The sequence below is a fragment of the Pseudonocardia sp. McavD-2-B genome (assembly GCF_024124365.1).
Classification (GTDB): Bacteria; Actinomycetota; Actinomycetes; order Mycobacteriales; family Pseudonocardiaceae; genus Pseudonocardia; species Pseudonocardia alni.
On the sequence record NZ_JAMXSG010000070.1, the window covers coordinates 1 to 22,770 of the forward strand.

Below are 22,770 nucleotides of genomic sequence, written 5' to 3' on the forward strand. Positions count from 1 at the left end.
GAGCAGGCGACCAGCGGCGGGGCGGCCGCCACGTCACCGGGCAGCCGGTCCAGTGCAGCCCGCACGGCACGCCGGACCCGGCCGGCCGCGGCGAGCCCGTGACCCGTCAGGCGACGCGGCGCAGCCACGCGGCGGGGTCGTCCAGCTCGGCGCGGGTCGGCAGCGTCTCCGGCGACTCCCAGACCCGGTTGATCCCGGCCATCCCGGCCTCGCGCTCGACGGCCCGGCAGAACGCGGCGCCGACGGCGTACTGGCGCATCTTGGCCTCGACCCCGAGGAGCGCGCGCAGGATCCGGTCGATCAGCCCGCCGCCGCGGCGGCGCTCGGTGAACCGGCGCCGGATGAGCGCGACGTCGGGGACCACGTCCGGCCCGACGGCGTCCATGACGTGGTCGGCGTGCCCCTCCAGCAGGGTCGACAGGGCGAGCAGCCGGTCGAGCACGGCCCGCTGCTCGGGGCCCTGCAGAAGCTCGACCAGCGCGAGCACGTCGGCCTTGCGGCCGTCCTCGCCGCGCAGCGCGCGGATCGCGTCGGGCAGCCGGGCGAGCCGCGCGGTGTCCGGTTCCTGCAGCGACAGCAGCTCGGTCACCAGCCCGGCGAAGTGGTCGCGCAGCCACGGCACCGCGGTGAACTGGAGCCGGTGGGTGGCCTCGTGCAGGCAGACCCAGAGGCCGAACTGGTCGCCGTCGACGTCGAGCGAGCGCGAGGCGGCGTAGACGTTCGGGGCGACGACGATGAGCCGCCCCTCCCCGCCGGGCCCGCCGAACGGGTCGTACTGGCCGAGCACGCGGGCACCCATGTAGGCGAGCAGCGCGCCGAGCTGCACCCCCGAGCCCGCCGCGGTGACCGTGCGCAGCGGCCACGGCGAGTCGGGCAGCCGGGCGCCGGAGGTCAGCGCCTCCATCCCCCCGACGGCGGCACGCGCCCAGGCGGGCCGGTCCAGCACGTCGGCGGGCAGCAGCGGCAGGTCCGCCCCGAGGCCGGTGACCTCGCGGACGTGTCCCTCGGCGCGGGCGGAGTCGGTGCGCAGGCGCTCCACCAGCGCGCCCGCCACCGCGGGCGTGGTGCGGGGCCCGGCGGGCATCAGCGATGCCGCCGTCGACGCGGCCAGGGACCAGTTCACCGGCAGTCCGGCGCCGGTGCGGTCGGGCCGGGGGCGGCCGGTGACCGGGCCGGTCGTGTCGGTCTCCATGCGTCCCACGCTACCCGCGACGACGGGTGCGCGAGACCGGGTCAGCCGCGGCAGCCGCAGCGCGACAGCGTCGCCGCGATGCGGTCCAGCGCGGGCCGGGCGTCGGCGGGCGAGGTGCCGTTGGACAGCAGCGCGAACACCAGCAGCCTGCCGTCGACGTCGGTGACGACCCCGGCGAGGCTGGAGGCGCCGGACAGCGTGCCGGTCTTGGCGCGCACGACACCGCGCCCGGCGACCGACCGCGGGTCGCCGAACCGGTCGGCGAGCGTCCCGCCACCGCCGGCGACCGGGAGCCCGGTGAGGATCGGGCGCAGGAACTGCACGTCGGTCGGGCTGTCGGACTGGGCGGCGGCCGAGGACAGCACCGCGCCGAGCAGCCGGGCCGGGATCAGGTTGTCCCGGGACAGGCCGCTGCCGTCGGCGAGCTCCAGCCCGGACACGTCGTAACCGGCCTGGACCAGCGCCTCGGTGACGGCCTTCGAGGCGCCGTCGAACGAGGCCTCGCCGTCCTTGGACACCGCGACCTGACGGGCCATCGCCTCGGCGGTGACGTTGTCCGAGGCGGTGAGCATGTACTCGATCAGGCTCGCGATCGGCGGGGAGGACACGCTGCCCAGCACCGGCGCGTTCGCAGCGGCGACACCCTCGAGGACGTCGGAGGCGCCGAGCGCGCGGGCCAGCGCCTTCCCGGCGGCCGCGGCGGGGTCGGTGCTGCGCGGGCCGTCCTGCTGCAGCGGGTCGGTGCGGCCGCCGTCGAGCATCAGCGCCGACATCGGGGCGACGTAGCCGTCCGCGACATCGGTGGGCCCCCAGCCCGGGGACTCGGCCGGGCCCGTCCAGAGGCTCGCGTCGGTGTAGACCGTCGTGATCGGGCGGCCGACGGCCTTCTTCACCTGCTCGGCGAGGTCGGTGATCCGCGCGGGCTCCGGGTAGAGCCCGTCCTGCCCGTCGGGCAGCGCGGTCAGCGACGGGTCGCCGGACCCGACGAGGACGACCGAGTCCGGGGACGGACCGGGCACGACCCGGGTCGCGAGCCGGTCGGTCGGGTTCAGCGACAGCAGCGCGGCCGCGGCGGTGAGCAGCTTCGTCGTGGAGCCGGGGACCATGCCGCGGTCGCCGTCACGCTCCCAGATCGGCTTCACCCCGCGCGGGGCCGCGGAGTCCATGACCACCCCGGTGACCTCGCCGAGCTCGGGCGCGTCGAGCTGGGAGGACAGGGCCTGGGTGATCCCGGCGGCGCTCGGCACCGGCGCCGTCGGCGTGAGGGGGCGCAGCGCGGGCATCGGGACCGGCGGGTACCGGGTGGCGGTGGTGCCGAGCCCGAACGAGCTGCGGGCGTCCGGCCCGGCCAGGGCGACGGCGCCGAACAGCGAGGCCAGTGCCATCACCGCGACCGCGACCACGGCGAACCGCCGGTAGCTGCGCTCCGGCCGGCGATGCCTGCGTCCCACGGACCCTCCTGTACCTGCTCGTCCGGCGACCGACCTGCCCGCACGGTGGTGCGACGCGGGCCACATCGGCCCGCTCCGCCCTCACCGGCGTGCACCCGTGCCCACCCGGTCCCTCACACTAGGGGGCAGCACCGACACCGCCGGAGCGGGCGGGCCAGCGGCCCCGCCCCGGATCCGGTGGAGCCGTGACACAAGACCGCTGACCCTCTTCAAGGAGCAACGAACCGTGGACTTCGACGTCACCATCGAAATCCCCAAGGGCGGCCGGAACAAGTACGAGGTCGATCACGAGACCGGACGTATCCGGCTCGACCGCACCCTGTTCACCGCCACCCAGTACCCCGCCGACTACGGGTTCATCGACGACACCCTGGGCGAGGACGGGGACCCGCTGGACGCCCTGGTCCTGGTGCAGGAGCCGACCTTCCCCGGGTGCGTCATCCGCTCCCGCGCGATCGGCATGTTCCGGATGAAGGACGAGAAGGGCGGCGACGACAAGGTCCTCTGCGTCCCCTCGGACGACCCCCGCCAGGAGCACCTGCGCGACATCCACCACCTGGCCGAGTTCGACCGGGCGGAGATCCAGCACTTCTTCGAGATCTACAAGACCCTCGAGCCGGGCAAGAGCGTCGAGGGTGCGTCCTGGGTCGGCCGGGCCGACGCCGAGCGCGAGATCAAGGCGTCCTACGAGCGCGCGAAGAACGCCGGGCACTGACCGATCTCGCCGGGGCGGCCGTGCACGGCCGCCCCGGCTACGGGTCACACCTTCTCGAACACCGCGGCGAGGCCCTGGCCGCCGCCGATGCACATCGTCTCCAGCCCGTAACGGGCGTCGCGACGCGCCATCTCGCGGGTGAGGGTGGCCAGGATGCGGCCGCCGGTGGCACCGACCGGGTGCCCCATCGAGATCCCCGAGCCGTGCACGTTGGTGCGCTCGAAGTCGGCGTCGGTGAACTTCCACTCCCGCGTGCAGGCCAGCACCTGCGCGGCGAACGCCTCGTTCAGCTCGATCAGGTCGATGTCGGCCAGGGTCAGCCCGGCCACGTCCAGGGCCTTGGCCGTCGCCGGGACCGGGCCGATGCCCATCGTCTTGGGCGGGACCCCGCCCAGGCCCCAGGACACGACCTTCGCCAGCGGGCGCAGTCCCAGCTCGGCGGCCTTCTCCGGGCTGGTCACCACGCAGATCGCGGCGCCGTCGTTCTGGCCCGACGCGTTGCCCGCGGTCACGGTGGCGTCCGGGTCGTCCTTGCCCAGGATCGGGCGCAGCGTCGCCAGCTTCTCGACCGTCGAGTCGGGGCGGACGTGCTCGTCGCGCTCGACGACGGTGTCGCCCTTCCGGCCGGGCACGGTCACCGGGACGATCTCCTCGGCGAACACCCCGGACTCCTGCGCGGCCGCGGCCCGGTGGTGCGAGCGGACGGCGTACTCGTCCTGCTCGGCGCGACCGATCGCGTAGTCGCGGCGCAGGTTCTCCGCGGTCTCCAGCATCCCGCCCGGCACCGGGAAGTTCTTCCCGCCGGCGGTGACGCGGCCGCGCGCCAGCGAATCGTTCAGCATCACCCCGCCGCCCTTGACCCCCCAGCGCATCCCGGTGGAGTAGAACGACGCGCCCGACATCGACTCGGCGCCACCGGCCAGCACGACCTCCGCCGCGCCCGTCCGGACCTGGCCGGCCGCGTAGAGCACGGCCTGCAGGCCCGAGCCGCAGCGGCGGTCGATCTGGATGCCGCCCGCGGTCACCGGCAGGCCGGCGTCGAGCGCGGCGACCCGTCCGATCGCCGGGGCGTCCATCGTCGGGTAGCAGTGGCCCAGCACGACGTCCTCGACGACGTCGGGGTCCAGCCCGGTCCGCTCCATCAGGGCGCGGATCACGGTCGCGGCGAGGGTGTGGGCCGGGACGTCGCGCAGCGACCCCCCGAACCCGCCGACCGGGGTCCGCAGCGGCTCGCAGATCACCGCATCACGCATGGGTTCTCTCCTCCTAGACGAACTGCCGGGTCAGCCATTCGGCGACCAGGGCGGGCTTCTCGGATCCCTCGACCTCGACGGTCACGCCGATGGTGAGCTGGACGCCACCGGAGACGTCGCTGACGTCGGTCAGCTCGACCCGGCCGCGGATCCGGCTGCCCACCGGCAGCGGGCTGGTGAACCGGACCTTGTTGAGGCCGTAGTTCACGCCCATCTTGACCCCGTCCACCTTGTAGACGGACTGGACCAGCTTGGGCAGCAGCGACAGCGACAGGAAGCCGTGGGCGATCGTGGCGCCGAACGGTCCGGACGCGGCCCGCTCGGCGTCGACGTGGATCCACTGGTGGTCGTCGGTGGCGTCGGCGAAACCGTCGATCCGCTCCTGCGTGACGGTCAGCCAGGGCGAGGTCCCGATCTCGGTCCCCTTGGCCGCCCGCAGCTCGTCCACTCCGTCGAAGACGCGCATCTGTCACTCCGTTCGTGGTGCGTGATGGGTGATCCGTTTCCAGCTTTCCCTACCGCACCGCGGGCCGCCGGGGGGTGCGACGTCGTCGAACACACACGCCCCGCACCACACGACAGGTGCGGCTTGGTTAAGGTCACCTCGTCAGGAGCCGCCTTGAGCAGATGGGCACAGCTTCGACGTGGAAGGCCTACGCCCCATGACCCCGACCGCCCCCGACCGCCGATGACCGCCACCACCACCTCGCGTCCCGACCCGGACGGCCTCGTCCACCGGGCCGTGCCGTACCGGGATCCCGAACACCAGGCCGCCGCCCTCACCGCACCGGTGGCCGGGGCACTGGAGGCGGGCCGTCGTGCGCTCGTGGTGGTCGACCCGCGGTGTGCCGCGGTGCTGCGCCGCTCCCTCGGCCACGACGCCGGGGTGGAGTTCCGCACGCCGGACAGGATGCACTCGGCCCCGCCGTTCACGGTCGCGGGACGCTGGAGCCGCGCGGTGCGCGGGGCGCTGGCCGACGGCGCGTCCGGGGTGTGCACGGTCGGCCAGCCGGTCGAGCTGCCCGGCGCGGACGCCGCCTACTGGACCCGCCTCGATCTCGCCCTCTCGCACGCCCTGCGTGAACTCCCCGTCGAGCTGCTGTGCTGCTTCCCCGACGTCGAGCCCGACCGCGCGCACGCCGGGGCCCTGCACGACGAGTTCCTCGTCGACGGCGCCCCGGTCCCGAGCGGCTGCCGGCGCGACGACCACGATCTGCTGGCCGAGAACCCGCAGTGCCCGCCGGATGAGCTGGGGCCGGCGATCGTGACGCTGCCGGTGACCCTGGACGACCTCGGGTCGATGCGGCGCGTCGTCGAGCGGCAGGCCGAGCTGTCCGGGCTGGGGCCCAGCCGGATCTCCGACCTCGTGCTGGCGGTCAACGAGCTGATCAGCAACGGCGTCGAGCACGGGTCGGGTCACCCGGTCCTGCGGATGTGGCGCACCGAGGCGGGGCTGGTCTCCGAGATGAGCGACGCCGCGACGTGCCGGCTCGCGTTCCCCGGGCTCGCCGCGCCACCGGTCGCCGGGAACCGTGGCCGGGGGATGTGGCTGGCCTCGGAGCTGTCGGACGTGCTGCAGGTGTGGACCGCGGAGGACGATCCCGGTCAGGTGACGGGCACGGTCGTGCGCGTCACGATGTCGCCCCCGTGAATCCCGGTACGGTCCCGGGGTGACCCGGCACGACCGCGCCGACCCGGTGACCCGCTTCCTACGGATGGTGACCGGGCCCGAACCGCCGCTCGACGAGGCCGCACTGGCGATCGCCGCCGGCGCCGCCCCGGATCCGGAGGTCGCGGCGGTGTCCACCGCACGGGCCCGCGCGACGCTCGACGAGCTCGCCGAGGGTGTCACCGGGTTCGAGTCGCTGCTGCACCGGCTGTTCACCGAGGCCGGGTTCCGCGGCAACTCCACCGACTACGCCGACCCGCGCAACTCCTTCCTGCCCGACGTCCTCGAACGCCGCACCGGCATCCCGATCACCCTGTCGGTCGTCGCGATCGAGGTGGGCCGCCGGGCCGGGGTGCCGCTGGAGGGCGTCGGCATGCCCGGGCACTTCCTGGTGCGGGTGCCCGGCACCCAGCGCCTCGTCGACGCCTTCGGCGGCGGCAGGCGGCTCGACCCGGCGGGCTGCGAGGAGCTCTTCCGCGCGACGACGGGCGCCGGCCCGGAGGTGCCCTTCGACTCGGGCATGCTGCCGCGCACCTCGACCCGCCAGATCCTCGCCCGGATGCTGGAGAACCTGCGGGCGACCTACGGCCGCTCCCGCGACCACGACGGCCTGGAGTGGGTGCTCCGGATGCGGCTGGGCCTGCGCCACCAGGGCCCGGAGCTCATCCGCGAGCTCGGCGAGGTGCTCGCCGCGCAGGCCCGCTGGGACGAGGCGGCCCGGCTGATGGAGTCCTGGGTGGACGGTCCGGGGCGCGGGTCGCGCTCGGGCGCCGAGGTGCTGGACGAGGTGCGCACCGAGGCGATGAAGCACCGGGCCCACCTCAACTAGGACGTCGGTCAGGTGTGCGGGGCCCGGGTCGGCGCGCCGGAGTCCTCGCCGAAGCGCCACGGCTGGCCGGTCGACTCCAGCACGGCCATCCACAGGTCACCGTGCGGGTCCACCTGGTTGCGACGGCTGACGGCCAGGCTCATCGGGATGTGCACGAACCGACGCCGCACCCGTCCGACCACCATCGCGGTGCGCCCGGACATGGCGGCGTGCACCGCCGCCTGGGACAGCCGGACGGTGTAGACGCTGTCATAGGGGTTCGCGGGGACGCTACGGATGATGTAGCTCGGGTCGACGTAGCGGACGGTGGTCTCCATCCCGGCGTCGGCGAAGGAGTCGGCGATGCGATCCTTGAGCCAGGGGCCGACGTCGGAGAGCTTCGCGTTGCCGGAGGCGTCGGTGCGCCCGACCGGCGGCAGCATCTCCTGCCCCGCCCCCTCCGCGACGACGACGACCGCGTGCCCGCGCTGGGACACCCGTCGTCGCAGGTGGTTCAGCAGACCGGTCTCGCCGTCCAGCTCGAAGGGCACCTCGGGGATCAGGACGGCGTCGGCGTCGGAACGCACGAGCGAGGCGTAGCAGGCGATGAAGCCGGAGTGCCGGCCCATCAGCTTGACCAGGCCGACGCCGCCGGGGGTGGACTTGGCCTCCACCGTGACCGACCGGATGGCCTCGCTGGCCTGGGAGAACGCCGTCTGGAAGCCGAAGGACTGGTCGATGAACGGGATGTCGTTGTCGATCGTCTTCGGGATCCCGACGACGGCGATCCGCAGCCCCCGCTCCCCCACCACCCTGGCGATCTCCATCGCGCCACGCATGGTGCCGTCGCCGCCGATCACGAACAGCACGTTGAGGTGCATCTGCTCGAGGCAGTCGACGATCTCCTCGGGGTCCTGCGGGCCGCGTGAGGTGCCGAGGAAGGTGCCGCCGTCGACCGGGATGTCGCGCACCGACTCCGGGCTCAGCTCGACGACGTCGTGACCGTAGGAGGAGACGAAGCCGCGGTAGCCGTTGCGGAACCCGACGACCCGGCGCACGCCGTAGTGGTAGGTCAGGGTGCGGACCAGGCCGGAGATGACGTCGTTGAGCCCCGGGCACAGGCCGCCGCAGGTGACGATCCCGGCGCGGGTCTTCGACGGGTCGAAGTAGATCTGCCGGCGCGGCCCGCACGGTTCCAGGCCCGGCAGCTCCTCCGGTTCGACGCCGCGGGCGCGGATCCCGGCGGCGGTGTCGTCGAGCAGGACCCGGTCACCGGCGTCCACGTAGTGCTCGGTGGTGCGGCGGGCGTCGAGCAGCGGCGCCAGCGGCGAGGTGATGCGGGCCGGGCCGAGCGTGTCGATGGCCAGGTCCCCGGGCGTGATGCTGCTGTACTCCGAGGTGGTCACGCGCACACTCCGTCTGGATCGATTCGCCCGGGGGCCGGGCGATCATCGTGACGCACACCGGGCGAATCGTCGATCCGACCCCCGGGAACGGCGCCGCGGGACCACCCGCGGGTGCGCCGGGTCCCGCCGATCGGACCATCGTCGTCGCCGATGCGTCACCGGCCGGCCCGCGGACCGCCCCGGGTCCTTGCGGTGTGCATCGCCGGACGTCACCGGTTTCGCCCACCCTGTCGCACACGCACTGTGAACGAATCGAGCACCCGGGGTGAACGCAGCACGTCGCGTAGGGCAAAATTCGTCCATGCGGAGCATCGACCCCCGTCACGCCTGGTCCACCGGATTCGCCCGCACCATCGCCGAGGAGCTGCGCCACGGCGTCGCGACCGGCGCGGTCACCTGGAGCGAGGCCGACGAGCTGCTCAACCGCCTGCGCACGGTCATCGACCAGGCGCTGGACGTGCATCCGCAGCCGCTGTGACCGCGTCCGTGTCCTCGACGGGGACGCCGCGGTAGGCCCGTCCCACCCACACCAGGGGTCGGCCGCGACGGCGCAGCCCGAGCAGCTCGACGACCTCGGCCGCGACCAGCAGCGACGCGCCGACCTCGGAGACCGACAGGACCCGGCAGCGCAGCGCGGTGCCCACGTCGACCAGCCACGGCTCCCCGGTCGGCAGGGCCATCCACCGGACACCCGCTCCGAACCGTTTCGCGCCCGGGACGGCGAACGCCGCCGCGAGACCGGTGTCGGTGTCGTCGAGCAGGTGCACGACGACCGTCCCGCCCCCGGCGAGCGCACCGGCCAGCCGCGAGTCACGGGCGGTCGAGAACGACACTGCGGGCGGGTCCACCCCGACCGAGGCGACCGACGACGCCGTCATCCCGACCGGCCCGTCGGGCCCGGTCGTGGTGAGCACGGCGACCCCGGCGGGGTGCCCACGGAACGCCGCCCGCAGGCCCCCGGCCGGATCGGCGACCGTCACGCCCGCGCCCGGGCGAACCGCTCGGCGGCGTCGGCCCAGTTGACGACGTTCCACCAGGCCTTGACGTAGTCGGGCTTGACGTTCTTGTACTGCAGGTAGAAGGCGTGCTCCCACATGTCGAGCAGGACGATGGGGGTCTGGCCGGCGGGGAGCTGGGACTGCTGGTCGTAGAGCTGGTGGATGAGCAGGCGGTCGCCGAGCCGGTCGTGACCGAGGACGGCCCAGCCGGAGCCCTGGATGGTGGTGGCGGCGGCGGTGAAGTGGGCCTGGAAGCCGTCGAAGGAGCCGAAGTCGGCGTCGATGGCGGCGGCGAGGTCGCCGGTGGGCTTGTCGCCGCCGTCGGGGGAGAGGTTGTTCCAGAAGGCGGAGTGGTTGACGTGGCCGCCGAGGTTGAACGCGAGGGTCTTCTCGAGTCCGACGACGGCGCCGAAGTCGTTCCTGTCGCGGGCCTCGGCGAGCTTGTCGAGGGTGGTGTTGAGGCCCTGGACGTAGGTGTTGTGGTGCTTGGAGTGGTGCAGCTCCATGATCTCGGGCGCGATGTGCGGGGCCAGAGCGGAGTAGTCGTAGGGCAGGTCCGGAAGCGTGTAGTCGGCCATGCCCGCAGCCTGATAGCTGAACCGGACTTCAGGTCAAGTGTGACGGCGGCCGCACGGCCCGACCTCAGTGGTCGTCGCGCCCGGTGAGCGCGTGCTCCAGCTCGTCGGCGAGGTGGACGACCTGGCGGAACGGGAACTCGAACCCGTCCAGCGCGGCCGGGCCGAGCGGGATCGAGTGCCGGAACACCACGACGCCCTCCTCCGCGGCCAGCCCCCCGACCACCGACGGCCCCGCGAGCTCCAGGGCGCGGCCGAGGTCGACCTCGCCGAGCCGCGCGACCGGGGACTCGATCTGCACCCACTCCTGGTCCGGGTCGGCGACCGCGGCCGCCGCATCGGTGACCTCGACGCCGGGGCGGCCCGCACCCTCCCGCACCCGCTTCACGACGACGAGCTGGTCCCGGTCCTCGGTCGTCGGCAGCCGGAACCGCAGCTCGTCCGCACCCTGGCGGACGATCTCGTACCGGACCACGACGTAGGCCTTCAGGTCCTCCCAGGTCGCCACGCCCGTCTCCCCCTCGATCGTCCGACGGGGCCCACCGGACCCCGTCGCCGACCCTAGCGTGATCCGGACCCCGCGCGGCCGGGCCTCGCCTCCCGGTCGGGCGGGGCCCGCGCCGGCCCGCCTGACCGTCCGCGCCCGGGCCGATGTCGCCGAGATGCAGCCGAGGGCCGCCGCCCCGGCCTGCCGAGCGCCCTGAGCTGCATCTCGACGCACGGGGCCCGCCGGACCGCCGGACCATCTGCGTCGAGATGCAGCTCAGCGGGCGCCGGAGATCCGCAGACCCCGCTGAGCTGCATCTCGGCGCACCGCGGCTCCGAGCAGTGGGACGGCGCAGGCGCCCCGGCGCGGCACAGCGGCCACGGCGTGCAGGGCGGGGGCACAGCGCCCCGGCGGGTGGGCCGGTGACCTACCCCGTCAGCCCGGTGGTGATCAGCTGGTCCACCGGGGCGCGGTCGTCGGTCAGGACCGGCGTCCCCGCGGTGAACGCGGCGGTGCGGGCCGGGTCGAGGACCGTGCCGGCCGGTTCGGAGCGGGCGACGGCGGCGCCGAGAGCGGCCGGGTCGAGCGGCCGGTCCGAGGCGACGACCACGACGTTCCCGCCGCCGCCGGGGGCGAACTCGTCGGGGAGGGCGAGGAGCATCGTCGTCGCGAACCGGGACCCGACGGTCGCGGTGGCGGCCTTCACCAGGTCGAGCGGGTACCGGTCGATCACGTTGAGGACGTAGATCCCGCCCGGGCGCAGTACCCGCGCCACCTCGCCGAGGAACTCCGCGGTGGACAGGTGCCAGGGCACCGAGCGGGCACCGAAGGCGTCGCCGACGACGAGGTCGGCGGAGTCGTCGGGCAGCGCGGCGAGGTTCACCCGGGCGTCGCCGGTGCGCACGGTGGTGCCGGGGATCCCGCCCGCGTCCAGGGAGCGGACGCCGAGGTCGATCACGCCCTGGTCCAGCTCCAGCACGGTCGAGGTGCTGCCGGGGCGGGTCGCGGCGAGCCAGCGCGGCATGGTCAGCGCGCCGCCGCCGATGTGCACCGCGTCGACCGGGCGCCCCTGCCCGAACGCGGTGTCGACGGCCGCGGCGAACCGCTTGGTGTAGGCGAACTCCAGGTGCGCGGGGTCGCCGAGGCGGACGTAGGAGTGGCGCAGGTCGTCGAGCACCAGATAACGACCGGCCGGGTCCGCGGGGTCGGTCCGGACGGCGGCGCAGTAGTAGGTGGTGTCGGCGTCGCAGCGCCCCGGCAGCGCGACGAGCGCGACGGCCAGCAGCAGTGCCGCGGCACCACCCTTCGCGATGTCCGAACGCCGCCGCCGGGGCGCCAGGACGAGCCCGAGCACGAGGCAGGCGGCCGCGGTGACCAGCAGGATCGCGCTCACCGGCAGGAGCGCGACCAGCACGAACCCGGTGAGGAAGGTCCCGGCGAGCGACCCGAGGGTGCCCGCCGCGGACAGCCCGCCGACGACCTCGCCCGAACGGTCCAGCCCGGTCAGCCGGGCCTTGGTGACGGCAGGGGTGACCGCGGCGAGCGCCGTCACCGAGACCAGGGTGGACGCGGCGACGAGCACCACGGCGGCGTACGGCCCCGCGCCGAGCAGCGGCCCGAGCAGCCGGACCACCGGCCGCACGGCGAGGGTGCCGAGCCCGCCGACGACCATCATGAGCGCGGCGACCGCCACCGGGTCGCGCTCGTCGGCCCACCGCCCACCCAGCGAGGCGCCCGCCGCGATCCCGGCGAGGGCCACCCCGATCACGGCGGTGGTCGACTCGAGCGTCAGTCCGACGTAGGGCGCGACGAGCCGGGTCGCGAGGGTCTCGACGACGAGGATCGCCGCCCCCGAGACGACGACGGCGGTCCGGGCCATGGCGGGGCGCACCCCGCCATGGTGCCCGCCGGGGTCAGGCCCGCTTCAGGCGGAGCACGAGCTTGCCGGTGTTCTCGCCACGGAAGAGCTTGAGGAAGACCTCCGGGAAGTCCGCGACCGTGCCGTCGACGACGTCCTCACGGCTGCGCAGGCGGCCCTCGGCGAGCCAGCCGGCGAGCTCCGTGCCCGCCTCACCCCAGCGGGGGAGGTAGTCGCCGACCAGGAAGCCCTCCATGCGGGCCCGGTTGACCAGCAGGTTCATGTAGTTCTTCGGGCCGGTCATGCCGCCCTCGGCGTTGTACTGGCTGATCGCACCGCAGATGACGACGCGGGCGTGCATCGCGAGCCTGCCGAGCACGGCGTCGAGGATGTCCCCGCCGACGTTGTCGAAGTACACGTCGACGCCCTCGGGGACGAGCTCCTTCAGGCGCTGCGACACGTTCTCGGAGCGGTAGTCGATCGCGGCGTCGAACCCGAGCTCGCCGGTGATCCACGCGCACTTCTCGGGGCCGCCCGCGATGCCGACGACCCGGGCGCCCTTGACCTTCGCGAGCTGCCCGACCACCGACCCGACGGCGCCGGCCGCACCGGAGACGACGACCGTGTCGCCCTCCTTCAGCGCACCGACGTCGAACAGCCCGAAGTAGGCGGTCATGCCGGTCATGCCGAGCAGCGCGAGGTAGCGCTCCGGCGGCACGTCCGCGGTCGGGGAGACCTTCTGCAGGCCGCGGCCGTCGCTCTCCACGTACTCCTGCACGCCGAGCACACCGGTGACGGTGTCGCCGACGGCGAAGTCCGCGTTCCTGGAGGCGACGACCTCACCGAGGCCGAGCGCGCGCATCACCTCGCCGATCCCGACCGGGGGCGCGTACGAACGCCCCTCGTTCATCCAGCCGCGCATCGCCGGGTCCAGCGAGATGTGGCTGACCCGGACGACGATGCGGCCCTCGCCGGGCTCGGGCACCGGCTCGGTGGTGTGCTCCCACACCTCCGGGCCGGGGGTGCCCTGCGGGCGTGCGGCGAGCCGTACCTGGTGGTTGACCTCGTTGCTCATGACACCGGTCTACCCCCGTCACGCGCGCGGCACCGCATCACGGTCGTCACGCGCGTGACGGGAATGTCGTTCGGGGACCGAACAGATCGTCGCTACAGGCCCAGGTGCCGCGCGATCAGCATCTTCTGCACCTCGGAGGTGCCCTCGCCGACCTCGAGGATCTTGGCGTCGCGGTAGAACCGCCCGACCGGGTACTCGTTCATGAAGCCGTAGCCGCCGAAGATCTGGGTGGCGTCGCGCGCGTTGTCCATCGCGGCGTTCGACGAGACGAGCTTGGCGATCGCCGCCTCCTTCTTGAACGGCTCCCCCGCGACGAGCAGCCGCGCGGCGTGCTGCCAGGCCAGCCGCGCGGTGTGCGCGCGGGCCTCCATGTCGGCGATCTTGAACTGGATCGCCTGGTAGCTGCCGATGGTGTTCCCGAACGCCTCGCGCTCACCGGCGTAGCGGACGGACTCGTCGACGCAGCCCTGAGCCAGCCCGGTCGCCAGCGCCGCGATCGCGACCCGGCCCTCGTCGAGGATGGACAGGAACTGGGCGTAGCCGCGGCCGCGCTCGCCGAGCAGGTTCGCCTCGGGGACGCGGACGTCGTCGAAGAAGAGCTCGCGGGTGTCGGAGCAGTTCCAGCCGACCTTGGAGTACTTCTCGCTCACCGTGAACCCGGGCGTGCCCGCCGGGACGAGGATCGCCGAGATCTCCTTGCGACCGTCGGGCTTCTCGCCCGTCACGGCGGTGACGGTGACGACCGAGGTGATGTCGGTGCCGGAGTTGGTGATGAAGCACTTCGACCCGTTGATCACCCACTCGTCGCCGTCGAGCCGGGCGGTGGTGCGGGTGGCGCCGGCGTCGGAGCCACCGCCGGGCTCGGTGAGGCCGAACGCGCCGAGCGTGCGGCCCGCGGCCAGGTCGGGCAGCCAGCGCGCCTTCTGCTCGTCGGTGCCGAAGCGCAGGATCGGCATGGCACCGAGCCCGACGCCGGCCTCCACGGTGATCGCGACCGAGGAGTCGACCCTGGCGAGCTCCTCCAGGGCCAGGCAGAGGGCGTGGTAGTCGCCACCCATGCCGCCGTAGGACTCGGGGACGGGCAGGCCGAACAACCCCATCTCGCCCATCTTGGCGGTGATGTCGTAGGGGAACTCCTCGCGGATGTAGAGGTCGCCGATGACGGGCGCGACCTCCTTGCGCGCGAACTCCTCGACCGAGGCGCGCAGCGCCTCGTACTCCTCGGCGGTGGTGGTGTCCTGGGCGGTGGTCATGCCTGCTCCTCCTGCGTGGCGGGCTCGACCACGAGCAGCACCGCGTCCTTCGCGACGGTGGCTCCGGCCCGGGCCCTCAGCTCGCGCACCGTCCCGTCGACGGGGGCGGTGAGCACGTGTTCCATCTTCATGGCCTCGACGACGACCAGCTTCTGACCTGCGACGACGGTGTCCCCGTCGGCGACCTCGACGACCGTCACCGTCCCCGGCATCGGCGAGACGATCGGCCCGCCCGCACCGCCTGCGGCCGCGGCGGCCTCCGTCGGCGCCTGCTCGCGCACGCCCCAGGCCTGCCCGTCACGGCCGATCCAGACGACCCCGTCGGCACCCTCGGCGACGGCGAACCGGCGGGTGCGGCCGTCCTGGGTGTGCTCCACGACCCCCGGTGCGACGGCGACGGTGCGGCACCGCACGGCCGCCGCCTCGGGTGCGACGGACGCGGGCACGCTGCCCGGGTCCCCACTGCCGGGCAGCGCCAGGTCGAACCCGGCGGCCCGCCCGCGGGCCCGGACCTCCACGGCGCCGTCGGCGCCACCGGTGACCAGGCGGCTCACCGTCCAGGCGGGCTCCCCGACCCGCCAGCCACCGGGGACGTCGAAAGGGTCCACCACGGGCCCGGCCGGCTCCCGGCGCAGCAGCCCGAGACCCGCGACCGCACCGAGGACGTCGGCGGGCACCGTGTCGTCGACGAGCGCGGCACCGCGCCGGGCGATCAGCCCGGTGTCGAGGTCACCGGCGCGGACGTCGTCGTCGGCGAGCAGGGCCCGCAGGAACCCGATGTTGGAGTCGAGCCCGAGCAGCACCGTGTCGCGCAGCGCGGCGTCGAGCCGGCGCAGCGCCTCGTCGCGGGTGGCGCCGTGGGCGATGACCTTGGCCAGCATCGGGTCGTAGTCGGACCCGACGACGGTGCCGGTCTCGATCCCGGCGTCGACCCGCACCCCGGGCGGCGGCGTCCAGTCCAGCACCGGCCCGCCGGAGGGGAGGAAGGTGAGCGCGTCGCCGGACACCGCAGCGGCCTCGGCGTACACCCGGGCCTCCATCGCGTGCCCGGTGAGCACCACGTCGTCCTGGGTGATCGGCAGCGGCTCCCCCGCGGCGACGCGCAGCTGCAGCTCGACCAGGTCCAGGCCGGTGACCTCCTCGGTGACCGGGTGCTCGACCTGCAGGCGGGTGTTCATCTCGAGGAAGAAGAACTCGTCGGGACGGTCCGAGCTCACGATGAACTCGACGGTCCCGGCGCCGGTGTAACCGACGCTGCGGGCGGCCTCGCAGGCGGCGCGGCCCATCTCGTCGCGCTGCGCGGGGGTGAGCAGAGCCGACGGCGCCTCCTCGATGATCTTCTGGTGGCGGCGCTGCAGCGAGCACTCGCGCTCGCCGAGGTGCACGACGGCGCCGTGCGCGTCGGCCATCACCTGGATCTCGATGTGCCGCGGCGTGGTGACCAGCCGCTCGACGAGCAGGGTGTCGTCGCCGAAGGAGCCGCGGGCCTCGCGGCGCGCACCGGCGATCGCGTCGGCCAGCTGCTCCGGGGAGTGCACCTCGCGCATGCCCTTGCCCCCGCCGCCCGCGGACGGCTTGAGCAGCACCGGGTAGCCGATGTCGGCGACGACGGAGGCCAGGTCGTCGTCGGTGAGGCCGGAGCCGTCGGAGCCGGGCACGACCGGGACCCCGGCCTTGGCGACGGTCTGCTTGGCGCGGATCTTGTCGCCCATCGCCTCGATCGCCGACGACGGCGGCCCGACGAAGGCGATCCCCGCCTGCTCGCAGGCGGCGGCGAACGCGGTGTTCTCGGACAGGAAGCCGTAGCCGGGGTGGATCGCCTGCGCACCGGTCGCCCGGGCGGCGGCGATCACGTTCTCCACCGACAGGTAGGACTCGCCGGCGGCGGCCGGGCCGATCCGGACGGCCTCGTCGGCGGCGCGGACGTGCGGGGCCGCGGCGTCGGCGTCGGAGTACACGGCGACCGACCGGACGCCCAGCGAGCGCAGGGTGCGGATGACGCGGACCGCGATCTCGCCGCGGTTCGCGACCAGGACGGTGTCGAACAGTGCCGATCCCATGGGGGCCCTCACATCCGGAAGACGCCGAAGGCCGGGTCGGCCAGGGGCGCGTTGGCGGCGACGGACAGGGACAGCCCGAGGACGGTGCGGGTGTCGGCGGGGTCGATGACGCCGTCGTCCCACAGCCGGGCGGTGGAGTAGAGGGGGTGTCCCTGCTCCTCGTACTGGGCGCGGATCGCGTCCGGGTCGGCGTTGCCGACGGCGCCGAGCACGGTGGCGGCCTGCTCGCCCCCCATGACCGAGATGCGGGCGTTGGGCCACATGAACAGGAACCGCGGCGAGTACGCCCGCCCGCACATCGCGTAGTTGCCGGCGCCGAAGGACCCGCCGATGACGACGGTCAGCTTCGGCACCCGGGTGGAGGCCACGGCGGTGACCATCTTCGCGCCGTTGCGGGCGATGCCACCGGCCTCGTACTCGCGGCCGACCATGAACCCGGAGATGTTCTGCAGGAACACCAGCGGGATACCGCGCTGGTCGCACAGCTCCACGAAGTGCGCGCCCTTGGTCGCGGACTCGGAGAACAGGATCCCGTTGTTGGCGACGATCCCGACCGGATGGCCGTGGATCCGGGCGAACCCGGTGACCAGGGTGGTGCCGTACTCGGACTTGAACTCCGCGAACCGCGAGCCGTCGACGACCCGGGCGATGACCTCACGCACGTCGTAGGGGGTGCGGGTGTCGGTCGGCACCGCGGCGTAGAGCCCGGCGGGGTCGACGGCGGGCTCCTCGGTGGGGCGCACCTCCCACGGCCGCGGAGCACGCGGGCCGAGCGTCGCGACGATCGCGCGGACCCGGGCGAGCGCATCGGCGTCGTCGACGGCGAGGTGGTCGGTCACACCGGAGACCTTCGCGTGCAGGTCCCCGCCGCCCAGCTCCTCGGCGGTGACGACCTCGCCCGTCGCGGCCTTCACCAGCGGCGGGCCGCCCAGGAAGATCGTGCCCTGGTTACGGACGATCACGGCCTCGTCGCTCATCGCCGGCACGTACGCCCCGCCCGCGGTGCAGGAGCCGAGGACGGCGGCGATCTGCGGGATGCCCTGCCCGGACATCTGCGCCTGGTTGTAGAAGATCCGGCCGAAGTGCTCGCGGTCGGGGAACACGTCGTCCTGCTCGGGCAGGTACGCGCCCCCGGAGTCCACCAGGTACACACACGGCAGCCGGTTGTGCAGCGCCACCTCCTGCGCGCGCAGGTGCTTCTTGACCGTCATCGGGTAGTAGGTGCCGCCCTTGACCGTCGCGTCGTTGGCCACGACCACGACCTCCCGGCCGGCGACCCGCCCGACCCCGGTGATCATCCCGGCGCCGGGGGCCTGGTCGTCGTACATGCCGTTCGCGGCCAGCGGGGACAGCTCCAGGAACGGCGACGACGGGTCCACCAGCGCGTCCACCCGGTCGCGCGGAAGGAGCTTCCCGCGCTCGACGTGCCGGACCCGCGACCGCTCCGGCCCACCGAGCCGGGTCCGCTCCAGCCGATCACGCAGATCGGCGACCAGGGCGCGGTGCGCGGCGTCGTTCTCCGCGGCGCGCGCGTCGGCCGGATCCACCGCCGTGCCGAGCCGCGGGGCCTCCGGGGCCGGCGCGGGTGGGGCCTGCGGTGCCGTCATCGGACCTCCCGGGGAACGCTGCCTGTTAATGACCGTTAACAGGTTAGCGGTTGTTAACACGTGGCGTCCAGAGCGGGCGTCCCGCGGACTAGGCTGGGGCCGTGCGCCTGCTACTGGTCGAGGACGAGAAGCCGCTCGCCGAGCTGGTCCGCCGGGGCCTCGCCGGGGAGGGGCACGAGGTCGAGGTCGCGCACGACGGCCCCACCGGACTGCAGCTCGCGCTGACCGGCCGGCACGACGTGGTCATCCTCGACATCATGCTGCCGGGCCTGTCGGGCTACCGGATCCTGCAGCACCTGCGCGACCGCGGCGTGTGGACGCCGGTGCTCATGCTGACCGCCAAGGACGGCGAGTACGACGAGGCCGACGCCTTCGACCTCGGCGCGGACGACTACCTGACCAAGCCGTTCTCGTTCGTCGTGCTGCAGGCGCGGCTGCGCGCGCTGCTGCGCCGGGCGGGCGAGGCCGCACCGACCGTGCTGCGGGTCGGGGACCTCAGCCTGGACCCGGGCACGCACCGGGTGCACCGCGGCGAGACCGAGATCCCGCTGACCCCGCGCGAGTTCGGCGTGCTCGAGCACCTGATGCAGAACACCGGGCAGGTCGTGACCAAGACCGACATCCTGCGCTCGGTCTGGGACGCCCACTACGACGGCGAGGTCAACGTCGTCGAGGTCTACGTCGGCTACCTGCGCCGCAAGATCGACGCACCGTTCGGGACGCACAGCATCGAGACGCTGCGCGGCGTCGGCTACCGGATGTCCGAGCCCGCGCCCGCGCCGCCCCGCTGACCCGCGGGGACCCGCTCAGCGACGACGGTCGGACGGCCGCCGCGGCGACGGCGCCCCGACCGGCTCCCGCTCGGCCCGGGCGGGCTCGCGCCCGGTGTCCCGGGTGTCACGGGACGTCTCCCGGCTGGCGACGGCGGTGCCGCCACGTCCCCGCTGCCCACGCGGCGTGACGACCGGCAACGGCCGGGTGGCGTTCTCGTCGAACGGGCTACCGACGGTGTTCGGCCGGATCGGCAGCGGCCCGGTCGGCGGGTCGAGGCGACTGTGGGCGGGTGGTGCGGACACGTCGTCCTCCGGGTCGGGCGGGGTCGTCACCGGAACGCTGTCCGGGGTCCGACCGTCCGTGCCCGAGCCGTGGGTGACGGCCGGGTCACCGGGCGTGCGCATCATGCCATCCGGAACGGCGGTCCCGCGTGCCGACGCGCCCGCCCCCACGGGGCCCGCCGACACCGGGCGGGCCGGGGCCTCGGGAGCGACCGCGGAGCCCATGACCGGGCGGACCGGAGCGGTGCCGCCCGAGGCCGTGCCGTTCTGCGCCGTGCCGTTCTGCGCCGTGCCGTTCTGCGCCGTGCCGTGCTCCGGTGTCCCGTGGTCGGCGCCGCCCTGCCCCAGCCACGCGGCCGGGCCGAAGTCGGCAGGCTCCTCGGCCCGCGCCCACGGCGACCGGGTGGTCACCCGCGGGATCGGACCGGAGGGCCGGTCGTCGCACAGCTCCGCGGCCGGCTCGCCGTCGAACCCGGCCCCGGCGTGGTCGGCGTCCACCGGTCCGGGGGTCTCCTCCTCGGGCAGCGGCGCCGTCACGGCGGGCACGGTGACCCGGAACCGGGCCCCGCCCAGCTCGGGCGACGAGGTCGCCTCCACGGTCCCGCCGTGCGCCGCGACCAGCTCGGCGACGATCGCCAGGCCGAGCCCGGAGCCGCCGTCACCGCGGGAACGGGCCTCGTCGAGCCGCACGAAGCGCTCGAATACCCGGGCGCGGTCGGCCTCGGGGACGCCGTTGCCGTCGTCGTCGACCTCGATCACCGCGAGGTCGCCCTCGGCCCAGACCGACACCGCGACCGTCGACGACGCGTGCCGCTTGGCGTTGTCGACCAGGTTGCGCAGTACCCGGACCAGCTGCCCGCGGTCGCCGACCACCCGGACGGGCTCACTGGTCACCCGGACCGCGACGGCGGTCTCGGCCGACGGACGCTCCCGCTCGGCGTCGGCGATCTCGTCGAGGTCGACCTCCTCGCGGCGCGGCGCGATGCCGCGCTCGTCGGCACGGGCGAGGAACAGCAGGTTCTCGACCAGGCCGGTCAGCCGGGAGGCCTCCCCGCGCAGGACGTCGACGGTGGCCCGGTCCGCGGACGCCTCCGGCATGCCCGAGCCGAGCAGCTCCAGGCCGGTCGACACGGTCGCGAGCGGGCTGCGCAGCTCGTGGCTGGCGTCGGCGACGAAGCGGCGCTGGGTCGCCTGGGAGGACTCGATCCGCCCGAGCATCTGGTTCATGGTGCGGGCGAGACGGCCGACCTCGTCGCGGGCGGCCGGCTCGTCGACGCGCTGGGAGAGGTCCTTGTCGCCCATCCCGGCGACCCGGGACCGCATGTCCTCCACCGGGCGCAGTGCACGGCCGGCGAACAGGTAGGTGAAACCGCCCGCGACCAGCACCAGCAGCGGGACCCCGCCCGCGACGAGCCAGGTGACGAGGTCGACGGCGCTGTGCATCTGGTCGGTCGGCTGGGCGGAGTAGATCGTGATCGGCCGGTCGAAGGCACGCACGCCGAGCCCGACGACCATCATGTCCTCGGTCTGCAGCGGGCCGGCGTCGGGCTCCGGGCCGCCCGCCTCGTGGAAAGTGACCGGCACGTCCATCTGGGAGCGCGTCTCGTGCGGGGCGAGAACCCAGTCCACCAGCTTCGGCTGCCCGTCCAGCGGCTCGGACGAGGCGAACACCTCGATGTTGCGGCCCTCGCCGTTCGACCCGACCCGGTCGTCCGGCGCGCCGGTCCGGTCGCTCCAGGCCGTGACGACCTGCACCAGGTCGGTGCGGCGGGCGGTGGTCACCACCGCGTTCTCCTTGGCCGGGTCGCCGGGGCGGTAGTCGGCGAAGTTGGCCTGGATCCGCTCGGCCACCTGCTGGGCGTTGGCCAGCAGTGCCTCCTCGGTGTTGCGCTTCAGCTGGCTCTCGAGGACCAGCACCAGCGACACACCGGCGACGACGAGCACCATCGCGACCGCCGTCGCCGCCGCGAGGGCGGACGCGGCGCGGACGCCGAGACGCTCGCGCATCCGGCGCAGGGTCCTCATCACGCTCACGAGGGTATCGCCGCCGACCTGTGCGGAGCCTGAGACGGACCGCACGGCGCGTTAACAATCGTTAACCGACGACGCTACGATCGCCCGATGGCCGCAGCTGGACCCTCCCCCGCGGATGGCGCGGGCGCGCGCACGGAGGCCCCGTCGCGGCGCGAGCAGATCCTGACCGAGGCGGCCCGGCTGTTCGCCCGGCACGGCTTCCACGGGGTGAGCATCGCCGACCTCGGCGCCGCGGTCGGCGTCAGCGGCCCCGCCCTCTACCGGCACTTCCCCGGCAAGGAGGCGCTGCTCGCCGAGCTGCTCATCGACATCTCCGAGCGACTGCTCGACGGCGGCCGCGCCCGCGTGCACCACGACGACCCCCGTGCCGCGCTGGCCGACCTCGTCGACTTCCACGTCGCGTTCGCGACCCGGGAGCCGGAGCTGATCGTCGTGCAGGACCGGGACCTGGCGAACCTGCCCGAGGAGCCGCGCCGCACCGTGCGGCGGCTGCAGCGCACCTACGTCGAACTGTGGGTGGACACGCTGCGCCGGGCGCACCCCGACGTCGCCCCGGCCGAGGCCCGCACCGTCGCCCACGGGGTGTTCGGCCTGCTCAACTCCACGCCGTACGCACCGCGGGCCGAGCAGCCGTCACCGCGCGGGGCGGACGCCCGGGCCGCGGTGCTGCGCCGGATGGCGCTGGCCGCGCTGGCGGTCGCCCCGGCCTGAGCAGCACCGGCCGGAGCACCCGTCAGGCCCCGACGCGCTCCCGTTCGGGATCCACGACGACCGGCGCGACGGCGGCCCGGGCCCGCCGGTCCTCCCGGCGCGCGACGACGAGCAGCCGCAGCCCGTTCAGGCACACCAGCACCGTGGACAGCTCGTGCCCGGCGACGCCGACGACCAGCGGCAACGTCCCGATCAGGTCCCACCCGACCAGGACCACGATCACCGTGGCGGCGAAGGCCAGGTTCGCCCGCGCGATCCGCCGAGCCCGCCGGGCCAGCACGACCAGCGGGGCCAGCGATCCGAGCGGGTCACGGGTGAGCACGCCGTCGGCGGCCTCCAGGGACAGCGCCCCCGCCCCCTCGGAGACCACGAGGCCGACGTCGGCCGACGCGAGCAGCGGCGCGTCGTTGATGCCGTCGCCCGCGGCGAGCACCCGGCGGCCCCGGGCCTGCTCCGCGCGGACGACCTCGACCTTGCCGTCGGGCAGCAGCCCGGCCCGCACCCGGGTCAGGCCGAGCCGGTCGGCGAGCACCCGGGCGGGACGCTCGGCGTCGCCGGTGAGG

Annotated in this window: 21 protein-coding genes; 6 read left to right on the forward strand and 15 right to left on the reverse strand. The window is 74.3% G+C overall.

Annotated elements, in window-relative coordinates; genetic code table 11:
• Positions 1-106 precede the first annotated feature (106 nt).
• Both NH602_RS12015 and dacB read right to left on the reverse strand, forming a co-directional pair.
• A complete protein-coding gene (locus NH602_RS12015) occupies positions 107-1,192 on the reverse strand; it encodes a zinc-dependent metalloprotease (RefSeq protein WP_083658821.1) in 1,086 nt (361 codons plus the stop codon).
• A 41-nt stretch (positions 1,193-1,233) separates the two neighbouring features.
• Positions 1,234-2,643, reverse strand: coding sequence for a D-alanyl-D-alanine carboxypeptidase/D-alanyl-D-alanine-endopeptidase (gene dacB, locus NH602_RS12020; protein ID WP_253067871.1), 1,410 nt, complete (start codon positions 2,641-2,643; stop codon positions 1,234-1,236).
• A gap of 226 nt (positions 2,644-2,869) precedes the next feature.
• Between dacB and NH602_RS12025 the strand changes: the two genes are divergently transcribed.
• On the forward strand, positions 2,870-3,358 hold the full coding sequence (locus tag NH602_RS12025) for an inorganic diphosphatase (protein WP_073576771.1): 489 nt from the start codon (positions 2,870-2,872) through the stop codon (positions 3,356-3,358).
• A 44-nt stretch (positions 3,359-3,402) separates the two neighbouring features.
• Here NH602_RS12025 and NH602_RS12030 read toward each other — a convergent pair whose 3' ends face one another.
• Positions 3,403-4,611 (reverse strand): acetyl-CoA C-acetyltransferase, encoded by a 1,209-nt coding sequence (locus NH602_RS12030; protein ID WP_179761631.1) that lies wholly within the window; start codon positions 4,609-4,611, stop codon positions 3,403-3,405.
• A gap of 13 nt (positions 4,612-4,624) precedes the next feature.
• On the reverse strand, positions 4,625-5,077 hold the full coding sequence (locus tag NH602_RS12035; protein WP_179761630.1) for a MaoC family dehydratase: 453 nt from the start codon (positions 5,075-5,077) through the stop codon (positions 4,625-4,627).
• Between the two features lie 222 nt (positions 5,078-5,299).
• Here NH602_RS12035 and NH602_RS12040 point away from each other — a divergent pair, with 222 nt between their 5' ends.
• Positions 5,300-6,262, forward strand: a complete 963-nt coding sequence (locus NH602_RS12040; protein ID WP_073576774.1) for an ATP-binding protein — start codon at positions 5,300-5,302, stop codon at positions 6,260-6,262.
• Positions 6,263-6,281: 19 nt separating this feature from the next.
• Complete coding sequence (locus tag NH602_RS12045) at positions 6,282-7,109, forward strand: SirB1 family protein (RefSeq protein ID WP_073576775.1); 828 nt, start codon at positions 6,282-6,284, stop codon at positions 7,107-7,109.
• A gap of 8 nt (positions 7,110-7,117) precedes the next feature.
• Here NH602_RS12045 and NH602_RS12050 read toward each other — a convergent pair whose 3' ends face one another.
• Positions 7,118-8,494, reverse strand: a complete 1,377-nt coding sequence (locus tag NH602_RS12050; protein ID WP_073576776.1) for an ATP-dependent 6-phosphofructokinase — start codon at positions 8,492-8,494, stop codon at positions 7,118-7,120.
• A gap of 301 nt (positions 8,495-8,795) precedes the next feature.
• Between NH602_RS12050 and NH602_RS12055 the strand changes: the two genes are divergently transcribed.
• Positions 8,796-8,972, forward strand: a complete 177-nt coding sequence (locus NH602_RS12055) for a hypothetical protein (RefSeq protein WP_157818365.1) — start codon at positions 8,796-8,798, stop codon at positions 8,970-8,972.
• On the opposite strand, the gene NH602_RS12060 is transcribed toward NH602_RS12055, so the two are convergent.
• From NH602_RS12060 to NH602_RS12095, 8 genes are all read right to left on the reverse strand, one after another.
• Positions 8,932-9,474, reverse strand: a complete 543-nt coding sequence (locus tag NH602_RS12060) for a flavin reductase family protein (protein ID WP_253067872.1) — start codon at positions 9,472-9,474, stop codon at positions 8,932-8,934. The genes NH602_RS12055 and NH602_RS12060 overlap by 41 nt on opposite strands.
• A complete protein-coding gene (locus NH602_RS12065; protein ID WP_253067873.1) occupies positions 9,471-10,070 on the reverse strand; it encodes a superoxide dismutase in 600 nt (199 codons plus the stop codon). The genes NH602_RS12060 and NH602_RS12065 overlap by 4 nt, the downstream gene beginning before the upstream one ends.
• A 64-nt stretch (positions 10,071-10,134) precedes the next feature.
• Entirely contained in the window at positions 10,135-10,575 is a 441-nt protein-coding gene (locus NH602_RS12070) for a hypothetical protein (RefSeq protein WP_020627019.1), read from the reverse strand.
• 406 nt (positions 10,576-10,981) lie between these two features.
• Positions 10,982-12,445, reverse strand: coding sequence for a fused MFS/spermidine synthase (locus NH602_RS12075; protein WP_218899320.1), 1,464 nt, complete (start codon positions 12,443-12,445; stop codon positions 10,982-10,984).
• Between the two features lie 22 nt (positions 12,446-12,467).
• The gene (locus tag NH602_RS12080; protein WP_253067874.1) at positions 12,468-13,487 is read right to left on the reverse strand and encodes an NADP-dependent oxidoreductase; all 1,020 of its coding nucleotides are present in this window, start codon (positions 13,485-13,487) and stop codon (positions 12,468-12,470) included.
• A 92-nt stretch (positions 13,488-13,579) separates the two neighbouring features.
• Positions 13,580-14,740 (reverse strand): acyl-CoA dehydrogenase family protein, encoded by a 1,161-nt coding sequence (locus NH602_RS12085; RefSeq protein WP_179761627.1) that lies wholly within the window; start codon positions 14,738-14,740, stop codon positions 13,580-13,582.
• Positions 14,737-16,800, reverse strand: a complete 2,064-nt coding sequence (locus NH602_RS12090) for a biotin carboxylase N-terminal domain-containing protein (protein WP_253067875.1) — start codon at positions 16,798-16,800, stop codon at positions 14,737-14,739. The genes NH602_RS12085 and NH602_RS12090 overlap by 4 nt, the downstream gene beginning before the upstream one ends.
• Before the next feature lie 8 nt (positions 16,801-16,808).
• Complete coding sequence (locus NH602_RS12095) at positions 16,809-18,407, reverse strand: carboxyl transferase domain-containing protein (RefSeq protein ID WP_253067876.1); 1,599 nt, start codon at positions 18,405-18,407, stop codon at positions 16,809-16,811.
• A 101-nt stretch (positions 18,408-18,508) separates the two neighbouring features.
• Here NH602_RS12095 and NH602_RS12100 point away from each other — a divergent pair, with 101 nt between their 5' ends.
• On the forward strand, positions 18,509-19,198 hold the full coding sequence (locus tag NH602_RS12100) for a response regulator transcription factor (RefSeq protein ID WP_073576792.1): 690 nt from the start codon (positions 18,509-18,511) through the stop codon (positions 19,196-19,198).
• A 15-nt stretch (positions 19,199-19,213) separates the two neighbouring features.
• On the opposite strand, the gene NH602_RS12105 is transcribed toward NH602_RS12100, so the two are convergent.
• Positions 19,214-21,487 carry an ATP-binding protein gene (locus NH602_RS12105; RefSeq protein WP_253067878.1) on the reverse strand — a complete coding sequence of 758 codons (2,274 nt, stop codon included), beginning with the start codon at positions 21,485-21,487 and terminating at the stop codon, positions 19,214-19,216.
• A gap of 96 nt (positions 21,488-21,583) precedes the next feature.
• Between NH602_RS12105 and NH602_RS12110 the strand changes: the two genes are divergently transcribed.
• Positions 21,584-22,207 (forward strand): TetR/AcrR family transcriptional regulator, encoded by a 624-nt coding sequence (locus NH602_RS12110; RefSeq protein ID WP_073576794.1) that lies wholly within the window; start codon positions 21,584-21,586, stop codon positions 22,205-22,207.
• A gap of 22 nt (positions 22,208-22,229) precedes the next feature.
• On the opposite strand, the gene NH602_RS12115 is transcribed toward NH602_RS12110, so the two are convergent.
• Positions 22,230-22,770 (reverse strand): HAD family hydrolase (locus tag NH602_RS12115; protein ID WP_253067877.1); only part of this gene is annotated, 541 nt, incomplete at its 5' end.

Coding starts and splice junctions, on each gene's coding strand:
- NH602_RS12015 (WP_083658821.1), bottom strand. CDS start 1,192: ATGGAGACCGACACGACCGGCCCGGTCACCGGCCGCCCCCGGCCCGAC.
- NH602_RS12030 (WP_179761631.1), bottom strand. CDS start 4,611: ATGCGTGATGCGGTGATCTGCGAGCCGCTGCGGACCCCGGTCGGCGGG.
- NH602_RS12035 (WP_179761630.1), bottom strand. CDS start 5,077: ATGCGCGTCTTCGACGGAGTGGACGAGCTGCGGGCGGCCAAGGGGACC.
- NH602_RS12040 (WP_073576774.1), top strand. CDS start 5,300: ATGACCGCCACCACCACCTCGCGTCCCGACCCGGACGGCCTCGTCCAC.
- NH602_RS12055 (WP_157818365.1), top strand. CDS start 8,796: ATGCGGAGCATCGACCCCCGTCACGCCTGGTCCACCGGATTCGCCCGC.
- NH602_RS12065 (WP_253067873.1), bottom strand. CDS start 10,070: ATGGCCGACTACACGCTTCCGGACCTGCCCTACGACTACTCCGCTCTG.
- NH602_RS12080 (WP_253067874.1), bottom strand. CDS start 13,487: ATGAGCAACGAGGTCAACCACCAGGTACGGCTCGCCGCACGCCCGCAG.
- NH602_RS12085 (WP_179761627.1), bottom strand. CDS start 14,740: ATGACCACCGCCCAGGACACCACCACCGCCGAGGAGTACGAGGCGCTG.
- NH602_RS12090 (WP_253067875.1), bottom strand. CDS start 16,800: ATGGGATCGGCACTGTTCGACACCGTCCTGGTCGCGAACCGCGGCGAG.
- NH602_RS12095 (WP_253067876.1), bottom strand. CDS start 18,407: ATGACGGCACCGCAGGCCCCACCCGCGCCGGCCCCGGAGGCCCCGCGG.
- NH602_RS12105 (WP_253067878.1), bottom strand. CDS start 21,487: ATGAGGACCCTGCGCCGGATGCGCGAGCGTCTCGGCGTCCGCGCCGCG.
- NH602_RS12110 (WP_073576794.1), top strand. CDS start 21,584: ATGGCCGCAGCTGGACCCTCCCCCGCGGATGGCGCGGGCGCGCGCACG.